Annotated in this window: 10 protein-coding genes; 4 read left to right on the forward strand and 6 right to left on the reverse strand. The window is 59.8% G+C overall.

Features of this window, described 5'->3' with window-relative positions:
• Positions 1 to 128 precede the first annotated feature (128 nt).
• Both H1B37_RS20160 and trpB read right to left on the reverse strand, forming a co-directional pair.
• Positions 129 to 830 (reverse strand): metal-dependent hydrolase, encoded by a 702-nt coding sequence (locus tag H1B37_RS20160; RefSeq protein WP_182868450.1) that lies wholly within the window; start codon positions 828 to 830, stop codon positions 129 to 131.
• 203 nt (positions 831 to 1,033) lie between these two features.
• Positions 1,034 to 2,257 carry a tryptophan synthase subunit beta gene (gene trpB / locus H1B37_RS20165; protein WP_182868451.1) on the reverse strand — a complete coding sequence of 408 codons (1,224 nt, stop codon included), beginning with the start codon at positions 2,255 to 2,257 and terminating at the stop codon, positions 1,034 to 1,036.
• A gap of 66 nt (positions 2,258 to 2,323) precedes the next feature.
• On the opposite strand from trpB, the gene H1B37_RS20170 reads away from it, so the two are divergent.
• On the forward strand, positions 2,324 to 3,238 hold the full coding sequence (locus H1B37_RS20170; RefSeq protein WP_286177944.1) for a DUF429 domain-containing protein: 915 nt from the start codon (positions 2,324 to 2,326) through the stop codon (positions 3,236 to 3,238).
• Between the two features lie 201 nt (positions 3,239 to 3,439).
• Here the strand turns inward: H1B37_RS20170 and H1B37_RS20175 are convergent, their stop codons facing one another.
• Together H1B37_RS20175 and H1B37_RS20180 are read right to left on the reverse strand one after the other, a co-directional pair.
• Entirely contained in the window at positions 3,440 to 3,916 is a 477-nt protein-coding gene (locus tag H1B37_RS20175; protein WP_182868452.1) for a hypothetical protein, read from the reverse strand.
• Positions 3,916 to 5,160 (reverse strand): SEC-C metal-binding domain-containing protein, encoded by a 1,245-nt coding sequence (locus H1B37_RS20180; protein ID WP_182868453.1) that lies wholly within the window; start codon positions 5,158 to 5,160, stop codon positions 3,916 to 3,918. Before H1B37_RS20180 ends, H1B37_RS20175 begins: the two co-directional genes overlap by 1 nt.
• A gap of 252 nt (positions 5,161 to 5,412) precedes the next feature.
• Between H1B37_RS20180 and H1B37_RS20185 the strand changes: the two genes are divergently transcribed.
• A complete protein-coding gene (locus H1B37_RS20185; RefSeq protein ID WP_182868454.1) occupies positions 5,413 to 6,321 on the forward strand; it encodes an Fpg/Nei family DNA glycosylase in 909 nt (302 codons plus the stop codon).
• Between the two features lie 320 nt (positions 6,322 to 6,641).
• Positions 6,642 to 7,700 carry a prenyltransferase/squalene oxidase repeat-containing protein gene (locus tag H1B37_RS20190; RefSeq protein WP_182868455.1) on the forward strand — a complete coding sequence of 353 codons (1,059 nt, stop codon included), beginning with the start codon at positions 6,642 to 6,644 and terminating at the stop codon, positions 7,698 to 7,700.
• 231 nt (positions 7,701 to 7,931) lie between these two features.
• On the opposite strand, the gene H1B37_RS20195 is transcribed toward H1B37_RS20190, so the two are convergent.
• Both H1B37_RS20195 and H1B37_RS20200 read right to left on the reverse strand, forming a co-directional pair.
• Complete coding sequence (locus H1B37_RS20195) at positions 7,932 to 8,999, reverse strand: fatty acid desaturase family protein (RefSeq protein WP_182868456.1); 1,068 nt, start codon at positions 8,997 to 8,999, stop codon at positions 7,932 to 7,934.
• Positions 9,000 to 9,350: 351 nt separating this feature from the next.
• Complete coding sequence (locus H1B37_RS20200) at positions 9,351 to 11,285, reverse strand: ABC transporter ATP-binding protein (RefSeq protein WP_182868457.1); 1,935 nt, start codon at positions 11,283 to 11,285, stop codon at positions 9,351 to 9,353.
• 224 nt (positions 11,286 to 11,509) lie between these two features.
• Here H1B37_RS20200 and H1B37_RS20205 point away from each other — a divergent pair, with 224 nt between their 5' ends.
• Positions 11,510 to 12,403, forward strand: coding sequence for a cysteine peptidase family C39 domain-containing protein (locus tag H1B37_RS20205; RefSeq protein WP_182868458.1), 894 nt, complete (start codon positions 11,510 to 11,512; stop codon positions 12,401 to 12,403).
• Positions 12,404 to 12,414 lie beyond the last annotated feature (11 nt).

Raw genomic sequence — 12,414 nt, forward strand, 5'->3', positions numbered from 1 at the left:
GGTTTGATCACGCTCTGTTGACGTAGCTACGCTCACCAGAGCGTGGGGTACCGAGAGGGATCCACCTTCTGGCGAAGGTAGCTACGTTTTTCCTCGATGGCAGGCTGGGCGCCTGCTCCCCTGCGTCGCTACAGGCCCCGGACCAATTCCAGGGTGTGGGATTGGCCGACTTTCAAAACGACGGGTTTGGCGTCGGTTTCGGCGGTCACCTTGTTGGCCCAGGCCGCGGCGTCTTGTTCGATCGGCGGCCAGGTGTTGTAGTGGGTCGGCAGCACGACGCGGGGTTCGATCAACTTGATCGCTTCGATGCTGTCGTGGATGCCCATCGTGAACACGTCTCCGATCGGGACGACGGCGACATCGGCACCCCCGGCGTACCATTTCATGTCGCTGTAATACGCGGTGTCGCAGGCGAAGTAGACGCGGAAGGTTTCAAATTTCATCAGGAAGCCGGCCGCCGAGCCGCCGTAGGATCCGTCCGGCAGACTGCTGCTGTGCAGGGCGGGAACCATCTTGGCGGTCCCGTCGCCGATCGGGACGTTGCCGCCGACGTTCATCGCCACCACGTCTTCAAAGCCGTGATTCTTTTTGAACCATTCGGCGATCTCCCAGGTCGCGATCAATTGGGCGCCGGAGTGTTTGACCACCGAGGCGACGTCGCCGACGTGATCGGCGTGGCCGTGCGAGACCAGCACGTGTGTGATGTCCGAGAAATCTTCCGCCTTGACTTCGGCTTTCGGATTATCGGCAAAAAACGGATCCAGCAAGATGCGTGCGTCTTTGGTTTCGATCAGCCAGCTTGCGTGGGAGAGCCAGGTGAGTTTGATCATCGGGTTCGATCTTCCTTTTGTTGACGAAGTTTAGAAAGGATAACATCTTCCGCAGTCGCGATGTCCAGCTAGGCTTTGTCCCTAAATCCGGCACGGGGCGTAGGTGGTAGCGGAATTCGCCAAGAATTTCGGCTTTTCCCGTGTGGACTGCTGCTGCGAGTCGAAAGCCTTGGCGGCTTCCGCTACGGGTTGCGGGACAAAGCCTAGTAATCTTCGCCACGCAATCGAGCGATTTCCATGGCGTCCTTGTCGCCGCGTCCGGACAGGCACACGACCAAGTTTTCGCTCTTGGGCATTTCGGCGGCCAGCTTCATCGCCTTGGCCAACGCGTGGCTGGATTCCAACGCGGCGATGATGCCTTCGCTGCGGGCCAGTTTGTCAAACGCGTCCATGGCCTCGGCGTCGCCGCACTGGATGTAGTCGACGCGGCCGGTGTCTTTCCAGTAACTGTGTTCGGGGCCGACGCCGGGGTAGTCCAATCCGGCACTCATGCTGTGCACGTCGCAGGTTTGGCCGTCTTCGTCTTGCATCACATAGCTGTAGCTGCCGTGCAACACGCCGGGCGATCCGAACGACATCGGGGCGGCGTGATCGCCGGGGTTGCTGCCGCGACCGCCGGCTTCGACGCCGACCAAACGCACCCCGTCGTCTTCGATAAAGGGATAGAACATGCCGGCGGCGTTGCTGCCTCCGCCGACACAAGCAACGACGCAATCGGGCAACTTGCCGAAAACCTCGAGTGATTGGTCACGCGCTTCGCGTCCGATGACGGCTTGGAAATCGCGGACCATCATCGGGAACGGATGGGGGCCGATCACGCTGCCGATGATGTAGTGGGTGTGTTCGACCGAGGCCATCCAGTCGCGCATCGCTTCGTTGACGGCGTCGCGGAGCGTTCGCGAGCCGGATTCGACGGGGCTGATCGTCGCGCCCATCAGCCGCATGCTGAACACGTTGGGTTTTTGCCGGCGGATGTCTTCGGCACCCATGTAGACCGTGCAGGGCAGCCCGAAGTGGGCGCAGGCGGTCGCGGTGGCCACGCCGTGTTGGCCGGCGCCGGTTTCGGCGATCACACGCGTCTTGCCCATTCGCAGCGTAAGCAAGGCCTGGCCGAGCGTGTTGTTGATCTTGTGCGCCCCGGTGTGGTTCAGGTCCTCTCGTTTGAGCCAGATCTGGGCCCCCCCGGCGGCCTCGGTCAGCCGTCGGGCATGGTAAAACGGGCTGGGGCGGCCGACGAAGGTTTTCAGCAGGCCGTCAAGTTCCTGCTGAAACGCCGTATCTTTCTTGGCCAGTTCGTATTCCTGGGCCAATTGATCGAGTGCCCGGGTCAGCGTTTCGGGGACGAATCGACCGCCGAAATCGCCGAATCGGCCTTTTGCGTCCGGGACCGATGCCGTGGCGGGTGATCGGGAAGGAGCACTGCTCATCGTAGGTTTTGCCAAAAAGGTATGCTTCCGTAGTTCAAGTTCATCATCTTCACCCGGCGGTCCAACTTGGTCAACGCGACGAATCCACGCCCGACCCGATTCGGTCGGATTGCCGATGCCGCGATCGGCACGGTGATGGGAGTCGACTACAGCGGCGCGGCCCAGGCCGGGAAAACGGCGTGGATCGCGGAATTAGCCGCTGCCGGACCACTGCGAGTGGCTGACGACGCGCCGCGTTTCCGGCTCGCATCCTTGCATCCGCTGGGCCGGCTGGCCGGTGGTGACGACCGCGACCGCGTCAACCGCTACTTGGTCGACCGCATTTCAACGCAATCGGAAACGGTTTGGGGATGCGATTTTCCGTTCGGATTGCCGATCGAATTGAACCTCGGCGACTGGCGGGAACAATTGTCACACGCCAGCGAGTTCGATGGTTCGGCCAAAGAATTCGGCCGGTCGCTGGTTGAACGGACCGAGCAGGCGCTGGGGACCAAACACGTTCGCCGCACCACGGATCGGGAAACGCAAACGCCGTTTGATTGTTACCACTACCGGATCATCTACCAAACCTTTCACGGCATGCGGGACGTGTTGGCCGAGCTGGTCGCCGATCGCAATGTCGCCGTGTTGCCGTTTCAATATGCCAAAGCGGGCCGTGGAGTGGCGTCGTCGATTCTGGTCGAGGCATGTCCCTCGTCGACCCTAAAGCGATTGGAATTGCCGCACCAGCGTTACAAGCGGTCCGGTGGGAAGCCGCCGGAAGAGACACACAAGCGGACGCGACGAACGATCCTGAAAACGGTCTCGAGCTACGTCGAAATCTCGGCCCATCGACGGCGCGTGATCATGAACGATCCCGGCGGCGATGCACTCGACGCGGTGCTGGCGGGGCTGGGGGCGTGGTTGGGGGTGACGCGAGCCGACCATCGCGCGATCCAGGCCCACCCACGGTATCGGCGTGAAGGGTTTGTGTATTGTTAGGCGTGGGGTAAGCATCCTGCTTGCCGTCTTGCCCGCGTTGGATTCTTGTTGACGCGTCAAAAACGGTTGAATGAGCCCGTTGATTCAGCCATGACTTGCAATCGCGAGCCACATTGAAGGGGGGCTATTCCCAGCGTTGACCGGCAGCCCTTTCGAGCAACCGACGACGATCGCTGTTTAGTGTTGTGTCGTTGAGATCCGTTAGCGGGGGTAGGTGCTCTGAATGATAATGGCGAGTTGTTCCGACCCTGCAAGTTCTCCGGTTTCTGAGAGTAATTGTTCCCTGATCCGCTCAAACTTTTCCTTCAGCGATTCGCCACTTACTGGATTGCCATGAAACTTCGGTTCTATTCCCAGTAGTCTGCCGGTCGTGATTACCACGTCAACAAACTGATCGACGAATTCAAACGGGACTGATGCAAAAAGGTACTTCATCAGAAGCGTGTCCCATTCTCCTTCGTCAAATCCAAAAACTTCGTCTCCATCGAGCTGGCACTCGACTTCGACAATGGACGGATGTTGCCAGGGGGGAACGTTGTCCGACCGGTCAAGGCTTACCGTATCGTCATGCAGCGCAAAACCTTGAGATGTAAACGTAGGCAAGAGTTCCGCGAGAGGTCGACGCGTACTTGAGCGAAACGCAACGACTTCTTGTTCATGAAGGTATTCGAAAGTCATCAACGTATTCCTCTTTTAACGGTAATTCCTGGAACACGCCGAAATGGATCCACTTCACCGTGCCAGTCGGGGGTTAGCTCGCGAAGATTTAGTGGGCTGTTGTCGGTCGTGTGACGTTGAGGGTCGACATGGTGTAATTCGCGAGATTCCCAATTTCCTGTGCGTGGGTTGTAGTCCATCGGGGCATTTCCTCTACGCATCTCAGCCAATTGTGAAGGAGAGAATTCACCGCTGTTTTTGGCAGCTTGGTAGCGGTTCTTCCAATACCGAGACTGTACTGTTTCCCACGAAGGAGCAGTGCCATCAGGTAGCGGCTTGTCGATCGCCTCGCCACGTTGCCAGCGTTTAAACGTAACGGACCCGTCTGCGACACCATCTGAAGCAGCTTTCCCAAAGACCTGATCGAACTTCTCGCTGTATGCTGCGGTGGATCCCGCTTGCGATTTGCCTTTCGGTGTCGCCGCCTTCGGGACGCGGCAGCCGGCCTCCAGCCCATTATGAGTCCAAACGCCTCCGGGAGAATCCCCCACTCGAAACGAGTGGGTCTCCTCGACCTCAATGTTGCGCAGCTCGCATTGTTTGGCGTACGGAGCGGTGATCGACTCGATCCGTGCTGGCGATCCATCGCCGCTGGCCATCTTGTCGCCGACCTTGAAATTCGAGATCGGTTGCCATGACTGCGATTCAACGGACCAGAAACAATGCTCCGGAGTGGTTTCGATCCAGTCGCCACCTGCGACCTGGAACGCGATGACCTGAAACAGACCGGTATACCTCACGGTGCCGAGGACGCGAGGATTGGTTTCCCCCGAGCGCGATCGCTCCGCTACAAACGGCTCCCACTCGACAGGCTCACTGACCTCGGAGACCACCGCGATGGCTCCGTCCTCGATGAAGAATTGATCACCGGCAGCCAGAAACCGTGCTGCCAGGACCGTTCCGCCAACCATCACCACCGGAGTGTCGGCCGGATACGAATAGCTGACTTCTGCTTCGCAGTTGTGGTAGCGAATGCTGTAATTCACCCTCACTCGAGTGACAGCAGCGGCGGCGGTCTTCGGCGATGAAGCCGTCAGCGAAACGCCGTCGCTTCCGATGCGCTCTCGCGATGGAATTCCCGGATCCGATGCACGGTTTTTTCTCGAACAACAATGTTTGTATTTCTTGCCACTGCCGCACGGGCATTTACTGTTGCGAGGGATTCGCGAAGTGGTCATTGCAGCCTGTTTGGCCTTGAGCAGCAAACGAATGCTCGAAGCTGGTCGAACATGCCATGAATTCGTGAAGCTAGGATTTTTCTGCGAGTTGTCGGCGTGATTCCCAGCGGGGGGGTGGTCATTCTATCGGGCAACGTGCTGTAGCGGGGCGCAGTTGAACAACGACCAACAAGCGGGTGAATGCAGAGCGGAACGCGGCCCGGATTCTTGACGCACGTCGCGGCCAAAGCGTACGGTGGGCGTCATGCAACGCATGGTGTACGGAATGGGAGCGTCGTGATGCCGGAATTACCTGAAGTCGAAACGATGCGTCGTGGGGTGTTGCCGATCGTGGGGCATCGGATCGTCGCCGCCGAACGTCCGCCGTGCGGTCGCAAGCCGATTTTGTTTCAGCCGGCGATCGCCCAATTTGATCGTCGCGTCCGCGACCGCCGGATCAGCGGGATCGATCGGTTGGGGAAACGCGTGATCATTGAACTGGAAGACGACCAGGCGATCGTGATCGAGCCGCGGATGACGGGCTTGGTGCTGCTGGCGGACCCGCCGGGGCCGGAGCACTTGCGATTGAGATTGACCTTGGCCGGGGATCGCTGCGAGGAAATGCTGTTTTGGGACCGCCGCGGGCTGGGCACGGTGCGATTGTTGACGGCCGAACAATTGCGCCGCGACGTCCGCGACCGACTGGGACCTGACGCGACAAAGATTTCCGCGGAACAGTTGCGCGAGAATCTGCGGCACAGTCGCCGGGTGATCAAAGTCGGCTTGCTAGACCAGGCGGCCGTGGCGGGCATCGGAAACCTGTACGCGGCGGAGATTCTGTTTGTCGCCGGCGTCGATCCACGCACCCGCTGCGACAAGCTCAGCCGGCCGCAGTGGCAACGGATCCACGCCGGGATCGGACTGGTGCTGGGCGAGGCGATCGAGCACGAGGGCAGCACGCTTTCCGACGGAACCTACCGCAACGCGCTCAACAACGAAGGCAGCTATCAGAACTATCATCGGGTCTACGACCGGGCCGGATTGGGGTGTGGACGTTGCCGGGCGGGGGTGATTCGCCGAATCGTCCAAGCCCAGCGGAGTACGTTTTTTTGTCCGATTTGTCAGCGGAAAACGGGGCGACATGCGTCGGTCGGCGGATTCGAAGTTTCGCCCGCGGCCGGCAGTGCGGTACAATCGGAACGTTGCTGACCGGAGTTGAGACAAACCGCTCCCTGCCGAGGTCGTGCGGTTTTTAATCTTCGAAATTACAAGACCTTACGAATTCACCCTCCCTCTGGGAGGGTCGCGGAGGAGTAGACGACGACGCGGGGAGGGGCTGCGGTGGCTCGGATCCACCCAAACGCCACGAATCGACCCTCCCCTCGCTACGCTCGACCCTCCCTTCCAGGGAGGGTTAATTCCAAAGACCGCATGACCTCCACATGGGAGGGCGAAATTGTCGTGGAGTGTTTTCCCGGCGACAGATTGTCCCACGATTGCTTTTTAGACCACTGCCTTTTGGAATCACGATGCCGATTTCATCCAACCGACGCGACTGGTTTCGCAAGTCCGCCCTACTGGCCGCCGGCGGATCGCTGGCCGCATCGTCGCTCGGGCCTCGACCGGGTTATGCCGCGGCACGCAACGCGTCTTGGGAGACGGCGACGCAAAAGGCGCTCGCTTGGCTGGCGCGAACCCAGTCCTCGCGGGGGCACTGGAACACCCAGGTCTATCCGACGGCGATGGCCGCCTTGGCCGGCACGGCGATGATCGGCAGCGGTTCGACGACGACGCAGGGGCCGTACGCCAAGGAGATCGCGCGGACGTCGGATTTTCTGATCAGCAAAAGCCGCGACAACGGGTTGATCGGCGACCCCAAGACGGATCAGCGTTACACCTATGGGCACGGCTTTGCGATGTTGTTTCTGTCGCAGGTCTTGGGCGAAGAAGGTTTATTGGATCGTCGCCGCGAGATCGTCGATGTGCTGACGCGGGCGGTCGAGTTCAGCGGCAACGCCCAAACCGCGGCCGGCGGTTGGGGATACGTGTCGGCGGCCGAGGGCAATGATTTCGACGAAGGCTCCACGACGATCACCCAGGTCCAGGGGCTGCGCGGTTGCCGCAATGCCGGGATCCCGGTCAGCGGCGACGTGATCGATCGTGCCAAAGAATACATCTATGGCTGCAAGAACAAGGACGGCGGGATCAGCTACAGCAGCCGTCAACGCGGCAACAGCCGTCCGGCGATCACCGCGGCGGCATTGGCGGCGCTGTACAACGCCGGCGACTATGACAGCGAGCACGTCCCGGAGATGCTGGAGTACACCAAGAAGGAGCTGCACGGGATCAGCGACGGCGCCCGCGCGTTCGGTCATTGGCACTACACGTACTTGTATTACAGCCAGGTCGTTTATCGCCAGGGCGACGAGTTGTGGCAGCCGTTCCGGACCAAGTTGTACGAACGCATCACCAGCCAGCAGCGTCCGGAGGGAAATTGGGAAGGCCAAATTCATCCGGTCTATGTGACCGCGTGCAACTTGATCATGTTGCAATTGGATTACGGTTACTTGCCGATCTATCAACGGTAGTGCTTTCTAAAAGCCACTCTCCCGGCAGGAGGTCGTACGGTTTTCGGGACTTCACCCTCCCTGGCAGGAGGTCGTGCGGTTTTTGGGAATTCACCCTCTCTGGCAGGGAGGGTCGATTCGTGGTGTTTGAGTTTAACTGAGCCACAACAAACCCTCCCCGCTCCGAGCGTAAACTCCTCCGCAACCCTCCCAGCGCGAGGGTGAAGGCGTAAGCGCCTGCTAGATCAAAGGTTAAAAACCGCACGTCCTCGCAGGCAGTGGTGTCAGTTGCGGCTTTCGAGCGAGGGTCTTTCGTGCGACCGCAAACCAGCTGGATTGTTGCAAATCACGGTACGGGGACCCGACCGGCAGCGTTTGCATCAGGTATTGATCGGCCGCCCGCAGGTTGTGATACGGCAGAGAGGGAAACAGGTGATGCAGGGCGTGAAAGCGAATCGAGAAGGGATACAGTAACCAAGTGAAAAAATCGCGGCCGGTAAAATTGCAAGAGTCATGCAGGTGTTCCGATGCCGTCATCTTTGTCCCGTCGCTTTCGAAGTGATGATCGGCCAGCAGCCTTAGTTGATTGAGCAACAGGACGCTGATGCCGAGCGAGTAGAGCATGGGGATTCTGGTCCAATGGTTGATGCCCAACAACACGAGTGCCGGAATCAACGTGGCACGGATGCAAGTCAAGATTTCGACTGCCGTGATGCGGCGCCGATCGGCCGCGGAGACCCTTCGCACATAGTGGGGATTCATCATCAGCGATGAACAACGCGTTAACACAAACGTGCGAAGCTTGGGGTGCAAAAAGGTCAACGGGGTGAGGATAAACCGCGCGGTGACGAGGATGGGAAATGCCAGCACCAACAGCGAGTAGGCGAGCATGCTGGTCCAATTTCCGCGTCGGAAGCAATTGACGATGTATTCGGGATCCTGCTTGGTTCCATACAGGCGGTGGGTATGGTGATCGCGGTGATGGCCGGAAAAGAAAGGCGAAGGGGCCAACATCATCACACCTGCGACCAGATTCCAGGCGACCTTGTAAGCACGCATCTCATGTTCGCCCAGATGCGCGACTTCATGCACAAGTGAACCGGCGCGATAAAGCCAAAACACCGCGATCGGAAACGCGACGACTTGGTAGACCGACCAGGAGTCCGCTGTCAGATAGACGCTCGCCGCGGTGTACGCCAGCACGATGCTGACCAAAAAATCTCGCCAATAGATCCATGGTGAAACGCGAAAGTAATCGGTCTCGGCGTCGCGCAACGCGACTTTGGAATCATGGACCCACTGCTGTGAACAAGCATCCATCAAAATCTCCGGCTAGTAGGTCGGGGGCGTCGGCCTTCCAGCGAGGCCGCGTCCAGTGGAAGCCGAAAGCTTAGGCGATCGTCGCCCGCTTGTAGAGGTGAACTCGGCCCGTCGGCGTCGAATGTTGTCTCAACGCGTCGCGATCCTGCTAGGCTTTGTCCCTCAACCGGTAGCGGAAGCCGCCAAGGCTTTCGACTCGCAGCAGTCCACACGGAAAAAGCCGGAATTCTTGGCGAATTCCGCTACCACATACGCCCCTTGCCGGGTTTAGGGACGCCGGGTCAATAGCCGGTACGGCCCTCCGGGTGCTTCGCACTATTGACCCCCGTCCCCTTTTCGCGCCTCGCAGCACTAGTGGGTGTGGTGGGGTTCGGTGGTTTGCAATTGCACCATGTCGCGATAACGGCCTCCGCCCTCAAGCAGTTGCTGGTGGGTGCCGACTTCGACGAGGCGACCGTCTTCGAGCACAACGATCTTGTCCGCGTTTCGGATCGTGCTCAACCGGTGCGCGATTACCAGCGAGGTCCGGTTTTGCAGCAACTCCTCAAGGGATCGTTGGATCATCTGTTCGCTTTGGCTGTCCAGGTTGCTGGTCGCTTCGTCGAGGATCAAGATTTTCGGGTCGGCCAGAATCGCGCGGGCGATGGCGAGACGTTGACGTTGTCCGCCGGAGAGTTTGACGCCGCGTTCGCCGATGATGCTGTCGTAGCCTTGGGGCAGCTTTTCGATAAATTCGTGGGCCGCTGCCGCTCGAGCGGCGGCGATGATTTCGGTTGGATCGCAATCGCGGCGTGCGTACGCGATGTTGTCGGCGATCGTGCCGTCAAACAAGAACACTTCTTGTTCGACGATCCCCAGCAGGGCTCGATAGGAATCCAGGTTGATATCGCGAAGGTCTCTTCCGTCCAGCCGCACGCAGCCTTCGGCGGGGTCATAGAACCGGGCGATCAAGTTGGTCAGCGTGGTTTTTCCCGCACCGCTGCGACCGACCAGGGCGACCGTTTCGCCGGGTTCGATCTCCAGTGAGATCTCTTGCAGGACGAAGGTGTCGGTGCCGGGGTAACGGAAGGAGAGGTCGTTGATCTGGATCCTGCCGGCGGTCGATGATTTGGTGACATGGACGGCATCGGGGTTGGTCGGCAATTCGCTGTCGACTTCCATCACGTCCAGGATGCGGTCCAGCCCGGCCAGGTTGTTTTGAAACCCGACGGCACTGCCGGCGATCGTTGCCAACGGGTCCAGCAGCATGGTCAGGTAAACCAGAAACATCATCAGGTCACCGAGTGTCAGTTCGCCTTGAATGATCTGGTAGCCGCCGTAGAGCAACAATCCGGTCGACGCCAGCGGGATGATGACTTCCCAGACCGTTTCGATGATCCGCGTCCACCACCAAGTGAAAAGCTGTTGCCGGACCAAGAAGCCGCCTTCGCGAACAAACTTGGCCGATTCGTGGCGTGATCGGGAAAAGGTTCGCACGACGCGGATCCCGCCAAAAGTTTCGGTCGCGCCGGCGTCGATCCGTTGTCGCTGTTTGCGGATGTCGCGATACAACGGCCGGATACGGTTGATCCAGGTGCGATGGCTGACCCACACGATCGGCAGCAGCAGCAAACCGCCGACCATCAGTTTCCAGTCGACGAAGATCAGGATGATCAGGCTGCCGACGAATTGGACGATCGCCCGCCAGGGGTTGTACAACATCGAAAAGATCAGGTCGGCCACGCCCCCGGCGTCTTCGCGAATCAGACTGGCCACGCCGCCGGATTTCAGGTCGTAGACGCGTCCCAGGGGCAACCGAATGGCGTGGTCAAACACGCGACGGCGAATCGTGATCTGGGATTGGTTGACGGCTTTGGTGGCGGTCCAGCGGCTGAACAGATGAACGATCGTCGCCAGGATTGTCATCACGACGACGGCGGCGGCGATCCAGACCAGCCGCTGCATCTTGTCACTCGGCCAGTCAAATTCGGCCAGCCAAGTCGGCAGCGGTTTGGGGGGATCGGTCAGCACACAGTCGATCGCCAGTTTGGTGCCGACCGGGGGTACCAATCGCAACCCGATCGCGATGGTCAAAAAGAACAGTGCGAGGATGATTTGGCGGCGGTGCGGACCGACCAACGCCCAGAATTCACGGATCAATTCCCAGAAACTGCGGTCGCGGGTGCCTAATTTGACGGCGCTGCGATCGGCGCCGTGGTGCCCCGTCGGGCGAACCTTCTCCGCATTTCGCTGGCGGACTGTCTGACGGTAGGCGGCAAATCGATGACGGCTGGGCAGTGTAGGCATACGCTATTGGTAGCGCCGTGGTGGCCAGATGACAAGGTGCGGTGGGGTGGGGGCGAGCTGGCGGGGACGCCCCCATCGGCGTACTGAACTTCGGTCACGGAGCCGGTTGCGGCCAAGGCCGGTCGACACGGCGGAATTTCGATGGCCATGGCCGATGGGAGGATGTTACACTGAAACGCTCTCCTCGTCGGTCTCCGCTAGTCTTCTCGTTCGGAGGGGTGTCCATGCTGGATCTCGTCGTCGCGACCTCGGTGATGGTGTTGTTGTGTCTGGTGACCGGATTATTTGTCGCGGTCCGCATGAAGCGTGAGTCGCGTTTCTCCAGCGTGGTGTTGTGTCTTTCGGTGCTGTCGGCGGCCGGGTACGTCTACTTTTTAAACGGGACATTGACGTGGGCCCGATTCGTCCCGTTGACCGCGGCGATCGTGTGGACCAATTTCGCGCCGATCTTTTTGTGCGTCGCTAGCGCGGCGGCGCTGGCGATCCCGAATCGACCGTTGTGGCGGCGTGGCGGGTTGTCGTTGGTGTTGGCATTGTTTGCGACCGCGACGCTGTTGCAGCCGATCGTCCAGCCGGTGATCCGTCCGGTGCGGCACAGCATGAACACGGTTTGGTTGGGGCACGACGTGTGCCAGCAATCCGGCAGCGTGACCTGCAGCCCCGCCGCGGCGGCGACGTTGTTGAAAGCCAATGGGATCGATGCGGAGGAACATCAGTTGGTGCAGTGGTGTTTGACCGATGCACTGGGCACGACGTCGCTGGGGCTGTGGCGTGGGTTGCGGTTGGCAACCGCGCAGACGCCGTGGGAACCGGAGGTGATGGACGTCACGTTGGAGGATCTGCTTAGCCGCGAGCCCCGCGACGACATCTTTCCCTGTTTGATCCTGGTCGGATTTCCCCGTTTCGCATCGGTCGCCTCACCGGAAATCGAATCACGTTACATCAAAGAGTACGGTTGGCCACGAGGATTTCGACACAGCGTCGTGTTGTACGGACCGGCTGAGGACGGTGGGATCGAAGTCGGCGATCCGTCGATCGGACGTGAGCGTTGGGCAAAGCAAGATCTGGAAATCCTGTGGCGCGGCGAAGCGGTGCGATTGGTGCGTCGCGAGTCGTGACGTGGTTTTCC

The sequence above is a fragment of the Stieleria mannarensis genome (genome assembly GCF_014154935.1).
In the GTDB taxonomy this organism is placed as follows: domain Bacteria; phylum Planctomycetota; class Planctomycetia; order Pirellulales; family Pirellulaceae; genus Stieleria; species Stieleria mannarensis.